This is a genomic window from Rhodococcus mengyinensis (genome assembly GCF_048381435.1).
Taxonomy (GTDB): Bacteria; Actinomycetota; Actinomycetes; order Mycobacteriales; family Mycobacteriaceae; genus Rhodococcus_F; species Rhodococcus_F opacus_D.
Map to the genome: position 1 here is coordinate 1 of NZ_JBLWIT010000148.1, position 19,695 is coordinate 19,695.

20 protein-coding genes are annotated in these 19,695 nt (G+C 67.1%); 9 read left to right on the forward strand and 11 right to left on the reverse strand.

From position 1 onward, the window contains the following. The 6 genes from ACNJ7E_RS38170 to dctA form a co-directional block, all read right to left on the reverse strand. The coding region (locus ACNJ7E_RS38170; RefSeq protein ID WP_418342141.1) for a thiamine pyrophosphate-binding protein at positions 1-779 on the reverse strand (779 nt) is incomplete at its 3' end. Positions 780-815: 36 nt separating this feature from the next. After that, entirely contained in the window at positions 816-1,700 is an 885-nt protein-coding gene (locus ACNJ7E_RS38175; RefSeq protein WP_418342269.1) for a 2-hydroxy-3-oxopropionate reductase, read from the reverse strand. Between the two features lie 34 nt (positions 1,701-1,734). Next, the gene (locus ACNJ7E_RS38180) at positions 1,735-2,556 is read right to left on the reverse strand and encodes a hydroxypyruvate isomerase family protein (RefSeq protein WP_280781350.1); all 822 of its coding nucleotides are present in this window, start codon (positions 2,554-2,556) and stop codon (positions 1,735-1,737) included. Positions 2,557-2,582: 26 nt separating this feature from the next. Beyond that, complete coding sequence (locus ACNJ7E_RS38185) at positions 2,583-2,990, reverse strand: gamma-glutamylcyclotransferase (protein ID WP_247250968.1); 408 nt, start codon at positions 2,988-2,990, stop codon at positions 2,583-2,585. A 4-nt stretch (positions 2,991-2,994) separates the two neighbouring features. After that, positions 2,995-3,777: an MTAP family purine nucleoside phosphorylase gene (locus ACNJ7E_RS38190; protein ID WP_418342270.1), complete on the reverse strand. Its 783-nt coding sequence runs from the start codon at positions 3,775-3,777 to the stop codon at positions 2,995-2,997. After that, complete coding sequence (gene dctA, locus ACNJ7E_RS38195; RefSeq protein WP_280781348.1) at positions 3,770-5,203, reverse strand: C4-dicarboxylate transporter DctA; 1,434 nt, start codon at positions 5,201-5,203, stop codon at positions 3,770-3,772. The genes ACNJ7E_RS38190 and dctA overlap by 8 nt, the downstream gene beginning before the upstream one ends. Before the next feature lie 213 nt (positions 5,204-5,416). Here dctA and ACNJ7E_RS38200 point away from each other — a divergent pair, with 213 nt between their 5' ends. The 4 genes from ACNJ7E_RS38200 (at position 5,417) to ACNJ7E_RS38215 (ending at position 8,290) form a co-directional block, all read left to right on the forward strand. Continuing rightward, on the forward strand, positions 5,417-6,187 hold the full coding sequence (locus ACNJ7E_RS38200) for an IclR family transcriptional regulator (RefSeq protein WP_005260937.1): 771 nt from the start codon (positions 5,417-5,419) through the stop codon (positions 6,185-6,187). A 59-nt stretch (positions 6,188-6,246) separates the two neighbouring features. Next, positions 6,247-6,462, forward strand: a complete 216-nt coding sequence (locus ACNJ7E_RS38205; protein ID WP_009475274.1) for a hypothetical protein — start codon at positions 6,247-6,249, stop codon at positions 6,460-6,462. Continuing rightward, a complete protein-coding gene (locus ACNJ7E_RS38210; protein WP_280781347.1) occupies positions 6,459-6,950 on the forward strand; it encodes a Clp protease N-terminal domain-containing protein in 492 nt (163 codons plus the stop codon). The genes ACNJ7E_RS38205 and ACNJ7E_RS38210 overlap by 4 nt, the downstream gene beginning before the upstream one ends. A 101-nt stretch (positions 6,951-7,051) precedes the next feature. Continuing rightward, on the forward strand, positions 7,052-8,290 hold the full coding sequence (locus ACNJ7E_RS38215) for a helix-turn-helix transcriptional regulator (protein WP_280781369.1): 1,239 nt from the start codon (positions 7,052-7,054) through the stop codon (positions 8,288-8,290). 80 nt (positions 8,291-8,370) lie between these two features. Here ACNJ7E_RS38215 and fdhD read toward each other — a convergent pair whose 3' ends face one another. Genes fdhD through ACNJ7E_RS38235 form a run of 4 tightly spaced genes read right to left on the reverse strand, consistent with a single transcriptional unit; the run spans position 8,371 to position 13,217 of the window. After that, complete coding sequence (gene fdhD, locus ACNJ7E_RS38220; RefSeq protein ID WP_280781346.1) at positions 8,371-9,192, reverse strand: formate dehydrogenase accessory sulfurtransferase FdhD; 822 nt, start codon at positions 9,190-9,192, stop codon at positions 8,371-8,373. Beyond that, the gene (locus ACNJ7E_RS38225; RefSeq protein ID WP_280781345.1) at positions 9,192-11,498 is read right to left on the reverse strand and encodes an FdhF/YdeP family oxidoreductase; all 2,307 of its coding nucleotides are present in this window, start codon (positions 11,496-11,498) and stop codon (positions 9,192-9,194) included. The genes fdhD and ACNJ7E_RS38225 overlap by 1 nt, the downstream gene beginning before the upstream one ends. A gap of 4 nt (positions 11,499-11,502) precedes the next feature. Next, entirely contained in the window at positions 11,503-12,135 is a 633-nt protein-coding gene (locus ACNJ7E_RS38230; protein ID WP_280781344.1) for an MBL fold metallo-hydrolase, read from the reverse strand. Beyond that, positions 12,132-13,217 (reverse strand): S-(hydroxymethyl)mycothiol dehydrogenase, encoded by a 1,086-nt coding sequence (locus ACNJ7E_RS38235; RefSeq protein ID WP_280781343.1) that lies wholly within the window; start codon positions 13,215-13,217, stop codon positions 12,132-12,134. The genes ACNJ7E_RS38230 and ACNJ7E_RS38235 overlap by 4 nt, the downstream gene beginning before the upstream one ends. A 256-nt stretch (positions 13,218-13,473) precedes the next feature. On the opposite strand from ACNJ7E_RS38235, the gene ACNJ7E_RS38240 reads away from it, so the two are divergent. From ACNJ7E_RS38240 to ACNJ7E_RS38260, 5 genes are all read left to right on the forward strand, one after another. Then, positions 13,474-14,970, forward strand: coding sequence for an aromatic amino acid ammonia-lyase (locus ACNJ7E_RS38240; RefSeq protein WP_418342271.1), 1,497 nt, complete (start codon positions 13,474-13,476; stop codon positions 14,968-14,970). Positions 14,971-15,035: 65 nt separating this feature from the next. Next, positions 15,036-16,151 carry an ABC transporter ATP-binding protein gene (locus ACNJ7E_RS38245; RefSeq protein WP_280781341.1) on the forward strand — a complete coding sequence of 372 codons (1,116 nt, stop codon included), beginning with the start codon at positions 15,036-15,038 and terminating at the stop codon, positions 16,149-16,151. Next, positions 16,148-16,798, forward strand: a complete 651-nt coding sequence (locus tag ACNJ7E_RS38250; protein ID WP_280781340.1) for an ABC transporter permease — start codon at positions 16,148-16,150, stop codon at positions 16,796-16,798. Before ACNJ7E_RS38245 ends, ACNJ7E_RS38250 begins: the two co-directional genes overlap by 4 nt. Continuing rightward, on the forward strand, positions 16,795-17,550 hold the full coding sequence (locus ACNJ7E_RS38255) for an ABC transporter permease (protein WP_280781339.1): 756 nt from the start codon (positions 16,795-16,797) through the stop codon (positions 17,548-17,550). The genes ACNJ7E_RS38250 and ACNJ7E_RS38255 overlap by 4 nt, the downstream gene beginning before the upstream one ends. Positions 17,551-17,561: 11 nt before the next feature. After that, positions 17,562-18,470, forward strand: a complete 909-nt coding sequence (locus tag ACNJ7E_RS38260; RefSeq protein WP_280781337.1) for an ABC transporter substrate-binding protein — start codon at positions 17,562-17,564, stop codon at positions 18,468-18,470. 20 nt (positions 18,471-18,490) lie between these two features. Here the strand turns inward: ACNJ7E_RS38260 and ACNJ7E_RS38265 are convergent, their stop codons facing one another. After that, positions 18,491-19,630: a serine hydrolase domain-containing protein gene (locus ACNJ7E_RS38265; RefSeq protein ID WP_280781336.1), complete on the reverse strand. Its 1,140-nt coding sequence runs from the start codon at positions 19,628-19,630 to the stop codon at positions 18,491-18,493. Positions 19,631-19,695 lie beyond the last annotated feature (65 nt).

Consider the following 19,695-nt stretch of genomic DNA (forward strand, 5'->3'; position numbering starts at 1 on the left):
GCGGTCTGCAGACCGACCATGCCCGCGGCGAGGCGGTGGTCGTCCGGGATGGTGCCCCAGCCCATCAGCGTCGGCACCACCGGAACGTCCAGCAGTTCCGCCAGTTCCACGAGCAGATCCGCGGCGTCGGCGTTGACGATGCCGCCGCCGGCGACGATCAGCGGGCGGTCGGCGGCCCCCAGCATGTCGAGGGCCTTCTCCGCCTGCGCCCGGGTCGCCGCCGGTTTGTACACGGGCAGCGGCTGGTAGGTGTCCGGGTCGAACTCGATCTCCGCCAGTTGCACGTCGATCGGCAGGTCGATGAGAACCGGTCCGGGCCTGCCGGACCGCATCAGGTGAAATGCCTGCGCGAACGCACCCGGAACCTGGGCGGGCTCGAGCACCGTCATCGCCATCTTGGTGACCGGACCCGCGATCGCGGCGATGTCGACGGCCTGGAAGTCTTCCTTGTGCAGGCGCGCGACCGGGGCCTGCCCGGTGATCGCGAGGATCGGGATCGAGTCCGCCATCGCCGAGTACAGGCCGGTGATCATGTCGGTCCCGGCCGGCCCGGACGTCCCGATGCAGATACCGATGTTTCCGGCCTTGGCGCGGGTGTACCCCTCGGCCATGTGGGATGCGCCCTCGACGTGGCGGGCGAGGACGTGCTTGATCCCGCCGTGGTCACGCATTGCTGCGTAGAACGGGTTGATCGCCGCACCGGGGAGGCCGAAGGCCTGGGTGGCACCTTCGAGTTCCAGAATCTTGACCGCTGCGTCAGCGGCGCGCATACGAGGCATATCAGTTCTCCATCGAGGATTACGAGTTGAAGCGGGTCACTGGGAGGGGCGGCCGGACAGCCGCTCCACTCCGCGCAGCAGGCCCGAATGATCCAGGCCACCATCACCGTTCGCGCGGGCGGAGGCCATCAGCTGGGCGAGGACCGCGCCGAGGGGTGTCACGACGCCGGCCTCACGGGCAGCGCTGGTCACGATGCCGAGGTCCTTGTGGTGCAGGTCGATGCGGAATCCGGGTTCGAACGACCGGTCCAGCATCTTCTGCGCCTTCTGGTTCAGGACGGCCGATCCGGCGAGCCCGCCGCCGAGTACCTCCACGGCGGCCGCGGTGTCGACACCGTAGGCCTCGAGGAAGATGATCGCCTCCGCGAGGAGCTGGATGTTACCGGCCACGATCAGCTGGTTCGCTGCCTTCACCGTCTGTCCGGAGCCGTTCGGGCCCACGTGGACCACGGTCTTCCCGACGACGTCGAGGATCGGGCGGGCCGACTCGAAGTCTTCCGGGGCGCCGCCGACCATGATCGACAGTGCGGCGTTGACCGCCCCGGCCTCGCCACCCGACACCGGGGCGTCGATCAGCCGGAATCCACGCTCGGCCGCCTGCGCGGCGAGTGCGGTGGTGACGTCGGGCCGGATGCTGGAGAAGTCGATGATCAGCGCGCCTGCCGGGGCGTGCTCGAAGACTCCGTCCTCACCGGCGAGTACGGCCTGTACGTCGGGCGAGTCGGGGACCATCACGGCCACGACGTCGGCGCCGGCGACGGCCTTGGCGATGGAGTCCGCTGCGGTGCCGCCGGCCTCGACGAGTGCCGCGGTGCGCTCGGGCGAGCGGTTGTATCCGACCACCTGGTGGCCGGCCTTGGCGAGATGAACGGCCATGGGGCTGCCCATGATTCCGAGTCCGATGAATGCGATAGTGCTCACGAGTGTCCTCGATTCCGTCGAAAGTGGTGGTGGGTCAGTGGCCGGCGCGGGACGCGCGCTGTTCGCGGGGCAACCAGTCGAAGGTGTCCGGCCGGGTGGACTTGTACTCGAGCCCGACGTATCCGCGGTAGCCGTGTCCGGCGAGCCTCTTCAGGTAGCCGTCGATGTCGAGTGTTCCGGTGCCGGGTTCTCCGCGGCCGGGAGCATCCGCGATTTGTACGTGCCCGATGCGGTCCGCGTAGGTGTCGATCGCGGCGCCGACGTCGTCGCCGTTGACCTCGAGGTGGTAGAGGTCCGCGAGGAGCCGGAGCGAGTCGACACCGTGTTCGGCCTTCACCCGGTCGATCACGGCGATCGCCTCGGCCGCGCTCTTCAGCGGGTACGCCGGCGTGCCGCTGACCGGTTCGACGAGCACGACCGCACCGATACGATCCGCCGCCTTGCCCGCCTGGGCGAGGTTCTCGGTGGCCGTGTCGTCCTGAATCTTCGGATCCGTGCCGTCGATACGATTACCATACAGGGCGTTGAAAGCTTTGGTGCCCAATCGTTCTCCGATTCCGACGGTGATGTCGATGTTGTCGCGGAACGCCGAGACCTGCGCCGGGTCGGACAGCAGTCCGCGGTCCCCCGCCGGCATGTTGCCCGCCGCGAAGTTCAACCCGGTCAGCTGCACTCCGGCGTTCTCGATCGCGGCCACGAACGCGTCGACGTCGCTGTCCCGCGGTACGGCGGTGTCGAAGGGCCACCAGAATTCGACGGCGTCGAATCCGGCATCCCGAGCAGCCTGTGGGCGCTGCAGGAGCGGCACGTCGGTGAGCAGGATCGAGCAGTTCAGGGTGTAGGCCAAGGTATCCATCGGTTGTTCTTTCACTTTCCGGGTGTTCAGGAGACTGTGGTGTTGTCGGGCTCGGGCAGGCCTCGGTAGCGTCGCCAGCCGCCGTGATCGGTGATCTCGGTGAGCTCGCCGGCTCGGCTCTCGAGGAGGCCCGGTCGCAGGCCTACCGCCAGAACCGAACGGCCGTCGGACAGTTCGATCACGGTGAGCTCGAGTTCCTCGGGCTCCTCGGGGAGGAAGTCGGTGCGAATGTCTCCGATCGGTACGTCGTAGAGTTCACCCTCGATCGAGGCTCCCCCGGTCTCCGTCAGCAGCAGTGCGGGGAATTCGTCACGTACGGAGAAGAATCGGTACTTCGGGGCGGTCCGGACCGTGCCGAGGAACGTGTGTGCAGACACGTTGTGATGCAGGTTTCCGCCACGCATCGCTCCACCGTTGCAGAACAATTCGGCCATCTTGTCAGCTCCTTCTTCCGTGGGCAGGTGTCGCCGCTTCGGGCTTGCCCGCCAGTTCGATCGCTACCTGAAGCAGCGCTTCGCGTAGTCGTTTGGTGTTCGCGTCGAGTCCTTCGCGCACCAGGTCCTGGGTGACCGGCCACGGGGTGTCGCTGATGACGTCGTGATCGGTGACCAGGGCGATGCAGGTGTAGGACATGCCCAGTTCCCGGGCCAGCGCCGCCTCGGGGTACGGGGTCATGCTGATCAGGTCCCATCCCTGGGCCGCGTACCAGCGTGATTCGGCGCGGGTCGAGAATCGGGGACCGCGGATCGCCACCATCACGCCGCCGTCGTTGACCACCCATCCGCTCCTGCGGAGCGTCGAGACCACCGCCTGGCGTCCGCGGACGCAGAACGGATCCGCGAAGGACACGTGGACGTCGTCGTCGTGGAAGGTGTCGTCGGTGCGGCCCGTGCGGTCGACCAGCTGGTCGGGCACGACAACCGAGCCGACGCCGATCGCCGGTCGTAGCGAGCCCGACGGGGTCGGCGCGAGGATCGTGCGCACACCCAGGCTGTGCAGAGCCCAGATGTTCGCGCGGGCATTGATGCGGTGGGGCGGGATGTCGCGGTGCCGCCCGGTGCGGGTCAGGTACGCGAGCCGGCGGCCCCCGGACGACCCGAGAACGATGCTGTCCGACGTCGGCCCGTACGGGGTGTCGACCCGAACCTGCTCGGCGTCGTCGAGGAGTCCGTAGTAACCCCAGGTGCCGAGCACTGCGACGGTGGGCTGGGTGTCAGGCATGGTGGTTCACCGGTCCTTCCGAGGCCCCGTTCGTGGTCAGCGCTTCGCGCCTCTCGATCGCCGGCCGTGCCGGGGCGTCCTGGAGGTGTTCGTGCCCCGGGTGCGGGTGGATGGTGACGTCGTCCGGGTCGTCGGGCGTGACCTTCCCGTCGAGCACCGCTCGCATCTTGTCCTTGTCGAGCATGCCCTCCCAGTTCGCGACCACGAACGTGGCGAGGCAGTTGCCGAGCAGGTTCGTGAATACGCGCATGGAGTCCATGAGCCGGTCGGCGCCGAGCAGCAACGCGACGGCGGCCACGGGGAACGCGCCGATCGCGGCAGCGGTCGCGGACAGGGCGACGAAGGCCGAACCCGGCACACCCGCCATTCCCTTGGAACTGAGGATCAGGATGCCCATGATCGCGAGCTGCTCGCCGAAGCCGAGGTCCACCCCGACCGCCTGCGCCAGGAACATCATCGCCAGCGACAGGTAGATCGCGGCGCCGTCGAGGTTGAACGAGTAGCCGGTAGGGATCACCAGACCGACGACGGCGCGGTCGCATCCCGCGTTGTCCAACTTCTTGATGATGCGGGGCATGACCGCCTCGGACGATCCGGTGCCCAGGGCGAGCATGAATTCTTCGCGGCAGTACTTGATGAACTTCCACGCGTTCACTCCGGTGATCAGCTTGACGACGATCGACAGCACGATGATGAAGACGAGCGCCGCTCCGTAGCACGCCAGGATGAGTATTCCGAAGGATTTGAGGGAGCCGGCGCCGTAGTTGCCGACAGTGAATGCCATCGCGCCGAACGCACCGATAGGTGCCAGGTACATGATGTAGCCGACGATGCGGAAGATGACGTGCAGCGTCTGGTCGATCACATCCATCAGGATCGGCGGAGCCGATTCACTGAAGGACGCCAGCGCGACACCGAACAGGATCGCGAACAGCAGCACCTGCAGCAGGTTGTTCTGTGCGAACGCATCGAACACGCTGGTCGGGATGATGTGCATGACGAACTCGACGCCACCCGGCAGGTGGCCGCCCTGTGTCTTCTCGTCCAGGGCGCTGGTGTCCAGCGTGGCCGGGTCGATGTTGAGCCCGCTACCCGGCTTGACGAGGTTTCCGACGAGCAGGCCGAGCCCGAGCGCGAAGGTCGTCGCGGCCGTGAACCAGAGCAGCGCCTTGCCGCCGATCTTGCCGAGCGCCTTCATGCTGCCGACCTTGGCGATGCCGGTGACGATCACCAGGAAGATCAGCGGCGACACGACCATCTTGATCAGCTTGATGAAGCCCTCACCCAGTGGCGCCAGGTGATGGGAAAACTCCGGAAACAGGATTCCGGTGGCGATGCCCAGGGCGATTCCGATCAGGACCTGGACGAAAAGTGATCTGTACCAACGCTGCTTTGTGGGTTTCGCAGCGATTTCGACTTCAGACACGGGGCCCTCCCTCGGGGCTTGGTGTTTTCCATATTATGGAAGTTGTATTTCGTATCTCGATATAGTGAACGCCGTCACACCGACGTTTGTCAACCGATGTAGCGCAGGAATCGTCGCGATCCCCCAATCCCGCGCTATCGTCATACGGAGCGCCCTTTCCGCCTGACGGAAAGAATGTGGGGGCTCTCGGGCAGTCAGAGGATGGAGACAGACATGACGAACGGTCAGAGTCCGGCCGGCGGCGTGCAGTCGGTCGAGCGCGCATTCGACATACTCGAGATCATGGCGAGTGCCGGCGGGTCCATCGGGGTCAGCGAACTCGCCGACCTGGCCGGACTCCCCCTCCCGACCATTCACCGGCTCATCCGCACCCTGATGAACCGCGGATACGTGCGGCAGCTACCCACCCGGCGGTACGCACTCGGGCCCAAGCTCATTCGCCTCGGCGAGAGCGCCACCCAGCTGATCGGCGCCTGGTCGCGACCGCACCTGTCCGAACTGGTACGAGGCACCGGCGAGACCGCGAACATGGCCGTCCTCGACGGCACCATGGCCGTCTACGTCGCACAGGTGCCGTCCGAACACGCGATGCGCATGTTCACCGAGGTCGGCCGACGCGTCTACCCGCACTGCACCGGCGTCGGCAAGGCCATCCTCATGCAACTCTCGAATGACGCCGTGCGCTCACTGGTCGGCCGGACCGGAATGACGACGTACACCGAGAACTCTTTGACCGACCCCGACATGCTGATCGCCGATCTCGAATTGAGCCGAAACCGCGGGTTCGCGATCGACGAGGGCGAGCAGGAGATCGGCGTCCGCTGCTTCTCGGTGCCGGTGCCGAACGCTCCGACCCCCACCGCCATCTCCGTCTCCGGGCCCGCGGCCCGCGTCACCCTCGAGTCGGCGGACCACATCGTGCCGCTGCTCAAGCGCGTGGCGAAGGAACTCGGCACCGAGTTCGACAAGAACGCCGCGCTCTGATTCCAGTCGACCCATCAACAAAGGTTGACGGATCCGCCTCATCAACTTAAGTTGATACCGTGAGTGACGATCCGAACCCGGCGACCGCTTTCGCTGCCGTCGTCGCGCTGCGGCGTCAGGCCGATCAGCTCGAGCGTGACGCCGTCGCACACGCACTGTCCGCGGGCTGGACCTGGGCGGACATCGGTCACGCTCTCGGCGTCTCGGGTCAGGCGGCGCACAAACGCCTCGGTCCCGGACGATCCTCCGACAAGAAGACGAGGGGCACACGATGACATTCACCCGGGCATGGCGCGACATGCGGACGATGAAGACGCTGTTCTCCGAAACGGAGGCCGAGGCCGACCGCCTGGGTGACCGGGAACCGGGCCTCGAGCATCTGCTGCTCGCCTCGTTCGTACTGCCGGACGGTACGGCAGCCCGAGTGTTCGAGCGTCTCGGATCGAACCGGGACGCACTGCGCGAGGCGGTCATTCGCGTGCACGGGGAAGCCCTCGCGGCGGCAGGCATGACGGACGCGGGCGTCGCCACCAGCGCACTGAGCCGCCCCCGCACCGGGCCGCTGCGATTGACCGAACCTGCCCAGGCCGCGTTCCGCAATGCGGTGGCGCTCGCGAAGTCGGAACGAAGACCGATCGTCGGAGCCGACCTCGTTGCAGCCGTCGCCACCATCACGCACGGCACCGCGGCGCGGGCACTGGAATCACTGGGACTCGTCCGGTCCGACGTCGTCGACGCCGCCCGCGCCGAGCCGGCACCGTGAGCGGACGGCCCAGGCCCGGTGCTCGCCGCCTGCGCGGATAGGCTCGACACGTGGTTCTTCCCAGCTCGACTTCTGTGTCCCCTGCAGATGTTCTCGGCTCCATGCGGGACGTCATCGACGGTCCGCTGCCCGACATCGCCGTCCGCTTCTCCAAGTTCCTCGCCGACATCTGGCCGCACACCGCGCTGGTGATCTTCACCCGGGAATGCACGGGACGTCCCCGCAAGGTCAGCGGAGATCCGTCGGTGGTCGAGCGCGTCACCATCGCCGAACTGGACGCGTTGCGCACCCGCATGACGGAAGGCAACCCGTTCGACGACCACACCGTGATTGCCGGAGCGAAACGGAAGGTGTGGGCGCTGCTGGACGCGACGGGGACCCTCCTCCTCGTTCTGCCCAAGCCGCGGCAGCGCATTCGTGAGGTCCCGCTGGTGGCGGGCGCGTTCGGCGTCGTCGCCGTGTCGATCCGCCACCAGGTGGCGCAAGCGAGCCCGGCATACCTGGCGGAGTCGCGGGCGGCGTCGAGCGAACGGGCCAGGACCATCGTGGAGCTGACGGACCTGCACGCGGCAACGCTCGAATCGATCCTGTCGACGCTCCGATCCAAGGACCTCGACGACCGTCGGTCGCGGATCACGGCGAGCGAGACGGCGTCCTCGGCGCTGGTGACCCTGCGCTCCGCGGGCGAATCCGACCGCAACCTCGCGGAGGAAGCCGTCACCACCGCGTTCGCCCGGCTGCAGGGCGAACTGCGGCCGCTGCTCCAGCACCGGCCCGTGCGGGTCGACTACGTCGATCCGCCGGTGGACGGCCGCGCGCTGCCCGGCGAGGTGGCCAGTGCCGCCCGGGCCGTCGTCCGGAGCGCCGTCCTGGCATTCGCGGCGCAGGCCGCCCTCGAGCGAATCCGCATCGCCTGGGACTGTGACGGCGCGAACCTCCTGGTCGAGGTTCGAGACGACGGCGACGGCGGTCTCGACACCGATGCGCTGGTGCGGCAACTCTCCGGCCGGGTGCATACGCTCGGTGGCCGGATCGACGTGGAGTCGGTCGACGGGTGGGGGTCCCGGGTAGCCGTCGCGATCCCCCTCGACGTACCGGTGGCGCGACCGGACGAACAGCAACTGGGCGATCTCAACCCCCGCGAACTCGAGGTCCTGGGTCACCTCGCGACCGGCAAGCGGAACAAGGCGATCGCCGACAGCCTCGGCATCAGCGAGAGCACGGTCAAATTCCATGTCGCGGGTGTGCTGAAGAAGCTCGGTGTGGCGTCCCGAGGTGAGGCGGGCGCGATCGCCCTGGAGGCGGGCATCCGCGCCGACACCACCAGTAGGCACGCATGAGCGTCGCGACGCTGCCGATCGGGCACTGACCCCCCGCACGTGAGTGGCAAAGTGTGCGGGCGCACGCTTTGCCACTCACGTCAGGTGATGCGGTCCGGGTGGGTGTAGATGTTCATGGTGGTGCCGCGGAGGAACCCGATGAGGGTGAGCCCGGTGTCGTGGGCGAGGTCGATCGCCAGCGACGACGGTGCGGACACGGCGGCGAGGATCGGGATGCCGGCCATCACCGCCTTCTGCGCCAGCTCGAACGACGCCCGGCCGGACACGAGCAGGATGCTTCCCCGCAGCGGGACCCGGTTCTGTTCGGTGGCCCAGCCGATCAGCTTGTCGACGGCGTTGTGCCGCCCCACGTCCTCCTTGATCGCGAGCAGTTCCCCGGTCCGGGTGAACAATCCGGCCGCGTGCAGGCCCCCGGTGGTCTCGAACACCTTCTGCGCGGCCCGCAACCGGTCGGGCAGCTCCGCGATCGTCGCGGCCGGCACCCGCACCGTGTCGGTGGCCGGTGAGTGCTTCGTGCGTTGCCGGATCGCATCCAGCGACGCCTTCCCGCACACCCCACACGAGGAGGTGGTGTAGAAGTTGCGTTCGATACCGGTGTCGGGCAGGAACACCCCGGGCGCGAGATCGACGTCGAGGACGTTGTAGGTGTTGACACCGTTGTCGTCGACGCTGTTGCAGTAGCGGATCGACGCGATGTCCGCGCGGTCGCCGATGATGCCCTCGGTCAGCAGAAACCCCTGCGCCAGTTCGACATCGGAACCGGGGGTGCGCATGGTGACCGCCAGCGGTGTCCCGTTCACCCGGATCTCGAGCGGCTCCTCCACCACCACGGTGTCCGGTCGGGTGGACTGCCGGGTGTCGGTGATCCGGGTGACCGGGGTCCGGGTGGTCACACGCCCCATCAGGGTCGCCGTTCGAGACGGATGGTGATCGCCTTCGACACCGGGGTGTTCGACTTGCGGGCCACGTGATCGAGCGGGATCAGCGGATTCGTCTCCGGGTAGTAGGCGGCGACGTTCCCCCGCGGCGTCGGGTACGGCACCAACCGGAAATCATCCGCCCGGCGCTCCTGCACCGTCCCGTCCGGGGCCTCCCACTCGGAGATCAGGTCCACCCGGTCCCCGTCGGCGTACCCGAGGGCGGCGATGTCCTCGGCAGCGATGAACAGCACCCGCCGACCGCCCTTCACGCCGCGGTAGCGGTCGTCGAGACCGTAGATGGTGGTGTTGTACTGATCGTGTGAGCGCATCGTCTGCAAGATGAGCTTCCCCTGCGGGACCGGCAGCCAGGACAGCTCGTTGACCGTGAAATTCGCCTTCCCCGTGTCCGTCACGAACCGGCGCTCGTCCCGCGGTGGGTGCGGCAACCCGAACCCGTCCGGCCGTCGGACCCTGGCATTGAAGTCCTCGAACCCGGGAATGACCCGGGCGATGGAATCGCGGATCCGGTCGTAGTCGGCGGCGAACTCCGCCCACGGCACCGAATGGTCGGGACCGAACAGGGCCTGCGCTATCCCGCAGACGATGGCGACCTCGCTGCGCAACTGGTCACTCGCGGGTGTGAGGCTGCCGCGGGACAGGTGCACCATCGACATCGAGTCCTCGACCGTGACCTGCTGCTTCTTCCCGGACTGCACGTCCTTGTCGGTGCGCCCCAGCGAGGGCAGGATCAGCGCGGTCTGCCCGGTCACCAGGTGCGAGCGGTTCAGTTTCGTCGACACCTGCACCGTCAGCGCACAGCCCCGCAACGCGGCCTCGGTGGTCTCGGTGTCCGGGGTCGCCGAGACGAAGTTGCCGCCCATCCCGACGAACACCGACGCCTTCCCGTCCCGCATCGCCCGAATCGAGTCGACCGCGTCCAACCCGTGCTCCCGCGGCGAGCGGATACCGAATTCGGCGTCGAGCGCGGCCAGGAACGATTCGGGCATCTTCTCCCAGATCCCCATCGTCCGGTCACCCTGGACGTTCGAGTGGCCGCGCACCGGGCACACCCCGGCCCCGGGTTTGCCGATCATCCCCTGCAACAGCAGCAGGTTCACCGCGTCCTGGATGGTCGCGACCCCGTGCGTCTGCTGAGTCAACCCCATCGCCCAGCAGATGATGGTCTTCTTCGAGGAGATCAACGCCTCCGCCGTCTGCTGGATCTGGGCGAGGGTGAGCCCGGTCGCCGCCGCCACCGTGCCCAGATCGACCTGCCGCAGATGCGCCGCGCACTCCTCGAAGCTCGCGGTGTGCCGGTCGATGAACTCCCGGTCCAGCACCGTCCCGGGATTGCGGTCCTCCGCCTCGAGCAGCAACCGGCCCAATCCCTGGAACAGGGCCTGGTCGCCGCCGATCCGGATCTGCAGGTACTCGTCGGCGATCTGCACACCGTCGCCGACCACCCCGTGCACCTTCTGCGGGTCCTTGAACCGCATCAACCCGGCCTCGGGCAGCGGGTTGATCGCGATCACCCTTGCCCCGTTGGCTTTCGCCTTCTCCAGGGTCGAGAGCATCCGCGGGTGGTTGGTGCCCGGGTTCTGCCCGGCGATCAGGATCAGGTCCGCGTTCTCGAGGTCGGGAACCGACACCGACCCCTTCCCGATCCCGATCGTCTCCACCAACGCACTGCCCGACGACTCGTGGCACATGTTCGAGCAGTCCGGCAGGTTGTTCGTCCCGAACGCCCGGATCATCAACTGGTACACGAACGCCGCCTCATTGCTGGTGCGCCCGGACGTGTAGAACACCGCCTCATGCGGCGATGCCAACGCCCGCAGCTCGCCGGCGATCATCGCGAACGCCGCGTCCCAGCCGATCGGCTCGTAATGCGAGGCTCCCGGCAACAACACCATCGGATGCGTCAACCGGCCCTGCTGCCCCAACCAGAACTCGGTCCGACCCAGCAGGTCCGACACCGAATGCGCCGCGAAGAACTCCGGCCCGACCTTGCGGGTGGTCGCCTCCTCCGCGACCGCCTTCGCCCCGTTCTCACAGAACTCCGCATGCTTGCGGTGCCCCGGAGTCTCCGGCCACGCACACCCCGGACAGTCGAACCCCTCCCGCTGATTCAACTTCATCAACGTCCGGGCCGTGCGCACCGGACCCATCTGCTCGAGCCCACGACGCAACGACACCAACACCGCAGGAACACCTGCCGCATAGGATTTCTCGTGCGTGACGACGACATCATCTTCGTCGAAGGTGTACCTGTCGGTGGTGTCGGTCATGGAGTCAGTTTCCTCGTACAATCCATTCGGCGAGGTGCGGGGCCTCGGTGCCGATCGTGGTTCCGTCACCGTGACCGGTGTGGACGAGCGTTTCTTCGGGAAGAGCGAACAGCCGGTCGCGGATCGACCCGATGATGGTCGGGAAATCCGAGTACGACCGGCCGGTGGCGCCGGGGCCACCCGAGAACAGGGTGTCGCCGGAGAACAGTGCCCCGGCCTCGGGCAGGTACAGGCACACCGACCCCGGCGAGTGACCGGGCGAGTGGATCACCTGGATCTCGGTGCCCGCGATGGCGATCCGCTGTTCGTCCTCGAGATGCCAGTACTTGGCGTCGGGGTGGCTCATCTTCCACAGCACGTCGTCGCCGGGGTGCAGCAGCACCGGGGCATGCAAACGCTCGGCCAATTCGGGGGCGACGGTGACGTGGTCGTTGTGACCGTGCGTGCAGATCACGGCATTCACGTGCCGGCCTCCGACCGCGTCGATGATCGGCTGCGCGGTGTGGGCGGCGTCGACGATCACGACGTCGGTGTCGTCACCGATCAGCCAGATGTTGTTGTCGACGTTCCACTCTCCGCCGTCGAGGGCGAACGTTCCCTCGGTGACGACCCGCTCGATCCGCAACTGCCCGCTCACAGAACGACCACCGAACGCAGCACCTCACCGGCGTGCATGCTGTGGAACGCCGCTTCCACCTCGTCGATCTTGATGCGCTCGGTGACGAACTTGTCCAGCGGCAGCCGGCCCTGCTGGTACAGGTCGACGAGCATCGGGAAGTCACGCTCGGGCAGGCAGTCGCCGTACCACGAGGACTTCAGGGATCCGCCGCGGGAGAAGAAGTCGATCAGCGGCATCTCGAGGGTCATGTCGGGGGTCGGGACACCGACCAGCACGACGGTGCCGGCGAGGTCGCGGGCGTAGAACGCCTGCTTCCACGTCTCGGGGCGGCCGACCGCATCGATCACGACGTCGGCGCCGAAACCGCCGGTGAGTTCCTGGACGGCCGAGACGGCGTCCACCTGGCCGCCGTTGATCGTGTGCGTCGCGCCCAGGTCCTTCGCCCATTCGAGCTTCTTGTCGTCCCGGTCGATCGCGATGATCTTCACGGCGCCTGCCAGGCGGGCGCCCATGATCGCGGCATCGCCGACACCACCGCAGCCGATGACGGCGACGGTGTCACCGCGGGAGACGTTGCCGGTGTTCACGGCGGCACCGAGGCCGGCCATCACGCCGCAGCCGAGCAGTCCGACGACTGCCGGGTCGGCGGAGGGATCCACCTTGGTGCACTGTCCGGCGTGGACGAGCGTCTTGTCGGCGAACGCGCCGATCCCCAGGGCGGGAGTCAGTTCGGTGCCGTCCTCGAGCGTCATCTTCTGCGCGGCGTTGTGCGTGTCGAAGCAGTACTGCGGGCGGCCGCGCTTACAGGCCCGGCACTGACCGCAGACGGCGCGCCAGTTCAGGACGACGAAGTCGCCGACCGCCACGGACGTGACGCCTTCACCGACACTCTCGACGATGCCCGAAGCCTCGTGGCCCAGCAGGAATGGGAACTCGTCGTTGATCCCGCCGTCGCGGTAGGTGAGGTCCGTGTGGCACACACCGCATGCCGCGATGTCGACTACCACCTCTCCGGGACCGGGGTCCGGAATGTTGACGGTCGCGATCTCGACGGGGGCACCCTTGGAGCGGGCGATGACGCCTCGTACCTGCTGCGGCATTGGACTCATTCCTTCGGTCGATCAGTCATAGCGGGATCGATGCATGGCCATATATGCACCTCTCCCGAGACCTTACGTTCCGGAAGTTCACGGAGGGACTGATCGAAGTGAGAGGTTGACCTAGCCGGAATGCCAGCCGCTCACCGCGGTCTTGCGATAGAGGTCATGGCCGGAAACTGACGGTTGACACACCGCGGTATATACAGGACTATACATCTCGAAGAGTGAGGCACACCACAGCGATCACGGAGTTCTGATGACCCGGAGAGATTCCAGCTCGACCGAGGAACCGCACCCGCCCCTTCCTGTGGTGCTCGACGGCGCCCAGCTCACCGTCGACCAACTCACGGCGCTGGCCCGGGAACCCGTCGTGATCGAGCCCGACCCCGCAGCGCTCGACCACGCACGCCGTTCGTGGGAGACAGCCGTGCGCATCGCCGAACGGCAGCCCATCTACGGACGCACCACGGGTGTCGGGGGCAATCGGGACACCTCCGTCTCCGACGGCGTCGACCAGGACCTTCGACTTCTCCGCAGCCACGCCACCGGTTCGGGCCCCGCGCTGCCGGATCACGTCGTCCGCGCCGCCATGATCATTCGCGTCAACCAGATTCTCAACGGCGGATCCGGTCTGCACCCCGACATCGTGACCGCGCTGATCGATGCCGTCGCGGCGGACGAACAGCCCACCGTGCACGCTCGCGGGGCGATAGGCACCGGCGACCTCAGCGCGTTCTCCGAGATCGCGCTCGGGTTGATGGGCGAGGCACCGCTGCGGGACGGTCGATTCGTCACCCGGTGGACCGCACACCAGGGTGACGCACTCCCGCTGATCTCGACCAACGCGATGACGGTCGCGCTCGCGGCGTCGGCCACCGACAGCGTCGCGAACTGGCTGGAGCACTCGCTGATCGTCGGTGTGCTGTCGCTGCTGGCGACGCGCAGTTCCGTCGAACCGTTCGCGGCACGGGTGCAGGCTGCCCGCAGGCACCTCGGCCAGGAGGAGGTGGCCGGCCGGGTGCGGGAGCTCCTCGCGGGCCACCGCGTACAGGCTGCCCGCGTGCAGGATTCCTACGGGTTCCGCGCCCTGCCGCAGATCCTCGGGGCGACGTGGCAGGCGCTGCAGCGGTTGCGGGGCACGCTCGCGATCGAGATGAACTCGTCCTCCGAGAACCCCCTCATCTCCGTCGAGGACGACGCCGTGTTCCACAACGGGAACTTCCACGGAATGCCGATCGCCCTCGCCGTGGACGAGGCGAAACTCGCGCTGTCGAGCGCGGCGCTGTTGTCGCAGTGCAGGCTTGCCAATCTCTCCGATCCGGTGGTCACCGGTCTCCGGCCGTTCCTGGCCGACGGTCCGGCGGGCAGCAGCGGCACCATGCTGCTGGAGTACACGACGTCCGCGGCCATCGCCGAGATCCGGATGGCCGCGGCGCCGGGCTCTCTCGGACACACCGTGATCTCCCGCGGAACCGAGGACCATGCGAGCTTCGCGTCGCAGGCCGCCACCCAGCTCACCGACATCCTCGCCCAGTCTCGCATCGTGCTCGCGTGCGAACTGATCTCGGCGGTGCGCGCGCTCGGCCAGCAGAACCACGAACTCGACACGACCACCGAACTCGGCGCGTACCTGGACCGGGCACGCGCATGCCTGGACCCCCGGACGACCGACCGTCCTCTGAGCGACGACCTGAAAGCAGCGGTGAAGTTTCTGGAACAGATGCCGAATCCGGAGAAGGACACAACTCGGTAAAGCAGTCCCACGACACCGAACTTCCGAGTGTGTCTCCACTCGGATTACACGAAAGTAGCACGCGGATGATCACATTCGACAAAGTCACCAAGGCATATCCGGACGGCACGACAGCGGTGAACGAACTGGACCTCGAGTGCCCGAGCGGGAAGATCACAGCACTCGTCGGGCCGTCGGGATGCGGCAAGACCACGTCGCTTCGCATGATCAACAGATTGATCGAACCGACGTCCGGAACCATCTCCCTCGACGGCGAATCCACGGCGGACATGGATCCGGCGCTGCTGCGCAGGCGGATCGGGTACGTCATCCAGCATGCCGGACTGTTCCCGCACCGCACCATCGTGGACAACGTCGCGACCATGCCCAGATTGCTGGGAAAGACGAAGAAGGAGTCGCGAACCCGGGCGATGGAGCTGCTCGAGACGGTCGGTCTCGCGGCGAACTTCGCGGACCGGTATCCGTGGCAGCTCTCGGGTGGCCAGCAGCAGCGAGTGGGGGTCGCGCGCGCCCTCGCCGCGGATCCGGCCTTCATGCTGATGGACGAACCGTTCAGCGCTGTCGACCCGGTGGTCCGGAGCCAGCTCCAGGACGAGTTTCTGAGACTGCAGAAGGACATCGGCAAGACGATCATCATCGTCACGCACGACATCGACGAGGCACTCAAGCTCGGCGATCAGGTCGTCGTGTTGCGGACCGGCGGGATCCTGGCGCAGGCGGCGACGCCGCTGGAGTTGCTGACCGAACCCGCCGACGAGTTCGTCGCCGACTTCGTCGGACGCGACCGCGGCTACCGTTCGCTGGGTTTCTCGAACCTCGGCGGCCGCGTGGAGACGGTCGCCGAACCCGTTGCTCGTCTGGGTGATTCGGCGTCCGATGCCCGCACCCGGACCACGGACGACTGGTTGCTCGTCGTCGACCCGGCGAACAAGCCGATCGGCTGGGTGCAACCGGCGAAGGTCGTCGACCGCATCCGCCCGGACGACGTGAATCTCAGCGGGACGGTCGCCGATGCGCACGGAACGATGCGGGCCCTGCTCGACGCCGCCCTGTCCGCACCCAGCAAACGCGGTGTCGTCGTCGACGGCGACGGTGTGCTCGTGGGAACCGTGACGGCACACGCGGCGGTCGCGGCGATCGAGTCTGCGGATCTCGTAGCCACGGAGGCGATGGCCCGATGAACATCGAATGGCTCGGCCGCCAGTCCGATCGCATCGCCGAACTGGTCGGCTGGCACATCCTCCTCGCGCTCGTGCCGCTCGTCGTCGGTGTGATCGTCGCGTTGCCGATCGGCTGGCTGGCGCATCGCAGTCGCCGGATCAACCCCTATGTGGTGGGCACGGCCGGCCTGCTCTACACGATCCCGTCGCTGGCGCTGTTCGTCCTGCTCCCGCCGATCCTCGGAACGAAGATTCTCGATCCGATGAACATCGTCGTCGCGCTGACGATCTACACCGTCGCCCTGCTCGTGCGCGTCATCGCCGACGCCCTGGATTCGGTGCCGCAGGAGACGGTGCTCGCCGCCACGGCGATGGGCTACCGGCCGTACCAGACTCTGCTGAAAGTTCAGCTGCCGGTGGGTGTTCCCGTCATCTGCGCCGGACTGCGCGTCGCGGTCGTGTCGAACGTCAGTCTGGTCTCTCTCGCCGCGCTGCTCGGGATCCCGCAGATCGGTTCCCTGTTCACCCAGGGCTTCCAGTTGCGTTTCTACACACCGATCATCACCGGTATCGCGCTGTGCCTGCTGCTGGCGCTGGTTCTCGACCTGCTCATCGTGCTCGCCAATCGGTTACTCACACCGTGGACCCCGAAGGTGGTCTCATCATGATCGACTTTCTGCTCGACGGTGCTCATTGGACCGGGCCCGAGGGCATTCCTGCTCTCCTCCTCCAGCACCTGCTGTACACATTCCTCGCCCTGTTCGCGGCGGCGCTGATCGCGGTTCCGCTCGGTTTGTACATCGGGCACACCGGTCGCGGAGCGGTCGTCGTCGCGGGCCTGGCCAACTCGCTGCGCGCCCTTCCCACCATCGGCTTGCTGATCCTGCTGGTGCTCGTCATCGCGCCGTCGTTCTCGACCAAGCTGGCCTATCTCATTCCGAGCCTGATCGTGCTGGTGCTGTTGGCCATCCCGCCGATTCTCACCAACACGTACGCAGGCATTCGCTCGGTCGACCCGGCCGCCGTGGACGCTGCGCGGGGCATGGGGTTCCGGTCGATGCGCATCCTCACCGAGGTCGAGATGCCCTGCGCGCTGCCGCTGATGCTGTCGGGTGTGCGCAGCGCCGTGCTGCAGATCGTCTCGACCGCGACCGTCGCCGCCTACATCTCGCTGGGCGGGCTGGGACGTCTCCTCATCGACGGCAAGGCGCAGAGCGACTACGCGCAGATGGCCGCCGGAGCGGTCCTCGTGTCTCTCCTCGCGCTCGCATTCGACCTGGCGATCGGATTCCTCACGGTTCGGGTCGTCTCACCCGGTCTGACGCGACGCGAGCGGAGCGGCGCGAACAAGCGATCCGATTCCGAAGACACCGCCGTCGCAGCCCGAACCGCGTCCGCTCCCGAGCCCTCGCTGATCTGAAGGACATCATCATGAAGAAGGCATTGATCGTCGCGCTGACCGGCGCCACCCTGATGTCGTTGACTGCATGCGGGATCGGCAAGGACCCGTTGGCGTCCGACGACGGCGGAAGCAGCGACGGTGCCATCGTCGTCGGCTCCGCGGACTTCCCTGAAAGCCAGCTGATCGCGACGATCTACGCGGAGGCGCTGCGCGCGAACGGCATCGACGTCACCGAGAAGCTCAACATCGGAAGCCGGGAGGTGTACGTCCCGGCCATCCGGGACGGCTCCATCGACCTGCTGCCCGAGTACTCGGGTGCGTTACTCCAATACCTCGACAGCGCCACCACCGCTACTGCGTCGGACGAGGTGACCGAGGAGATCAAGGCCAAGCTGCCCGCCGGGCTCATCGCACTGGAACCGTCCCCCGCCGAGGACAAGGACGTGCTCGCGGTGCGACAGGAGACCGCGGACGAATACTCGCTCCAGACGATCGAGGACCTCGTGCCCCACGCCGACGAGCTCACCCTCGGCGGCCCGCCCGAATGGAAGACCCGGGAGAACGGCGTCGCCGGCCTGCGGGACAAATACGGACTGACGTTCAAGGAGTTCCTGGCACTCGACGCCGGCGGCCCCCTGACGCTCAACGCCCTGCTCAGCGGTCAGATCAAAGTGGCGGACGTGTTCAGCACCGACCCGGCGATGCGGTCGGAGAACCTCGTGGCACTCGAGGACACCAAACACCTGTTCCTGGCGGAGAACATCACCCCGATCATCAACGAGAACAAGGCAGGCGACGATGTCCGCGGCGTCCTGGCCGACGTGTCGGCAGCACTGACGACCGAGGATCTCATCGACATGAACCAGCGGGTGGCCGACCTCGAGGACATGGGCGACATCGCCCGGGAATGGCTGCAGGACAAGGGGCTGGCGTCCTGATCACGCCCCGGGCGGGCGCGTCACCTCAGCGCATCGAACGTCGCCGTCGCATATTGGGCGGTCCGGTCGGAGCCGAGAAGTCCCGGCCCCATCTTGTTCATCACGTACGTCATGGTCATCCGGCGTTCGGTGTCGACGACGACCTGCGAGCCGCCCCAGCCACCCCAGAAGCAGATGCGTCCCTCGGGCACGAACGGCACGGACACGGGCGTCGGCAGACCGTACCCGATGCCGAATCGAATCGGTTGCCCCAGAGCCAGATCCACGCCGTTCGACTGCTCCTCGAAGATCAGGGAAATGGTGTCCGGCGACAGCAGGCGGACGCCGTCGAGTTCTCCCCCGCAGGCCACGACGGACTGGATCCGGGCGAGCGACCGGGCGTTGCCCTGACCACCGGCCGCACCGTTCTCCGCCTGGCGCCACTCGTCGGACCAGGACGCGGACGCGTCCGGTCCGGGGCCGGTGAACGTCCTGACGATGACACTGGCGGGGTCGAGGGAGGCCAGATCGATCGGCAACGGCGGCGGCGGGACCACGTTCGACACCCGGCCGAACTCCGACGGGTCCAATCCGATGTGGAAGTCGGCCCCCAGTGGCCCGGCGATCTCCTCCGCGACGAAACGGCCGAGCGTGCGCCCGTCGATTCGGCGGACGACCTCACCGATCAGATGGCCGTAGTTCAGCGCGTGATATCCGGACGCCGTGCCCGGCTCCCACCACGGCGCCTGGGCGGCGAGCCGTTTCGTCGACTCGGCGAGGTCGAACGTGTCCTCGACCGTGATCGGCTGATCCCACCCCGACACACCCGACGTGTGCGACAGGAGATGGCGAACCTCGACGCGGTCCTTGCCTGCCGCCGCGAATTCCGGCCAGTACTTCGCGACGGGCGCGTAGACGTCCAGCAGTCCACGGTCGACGAGCATCAGTGCGGCGAGCGCGGTGACCGTCTTGGTGCACGACCACACGTTGGTGATGGTGTCGCGCTCCCATTCGGTGGCGTGATCGGTGTCGGACCATCCGCCCCACATGTCGACCACCGCCTCTCCGTCGAGGGTCACGACGATCGACGCGCCGAGTTCCTCACCGGAGTCGAGATTGTCCTTCAGTGCCTCCCGCAACGCCGTGAAGCGCTTGTCGCACACTCCTCCGAGCTTGGTCACCTGTGGTTCCTCTCCACCAGCCGACGCAATTGATCTTGACATCGGATTCAATTTGAGGGTTCCAG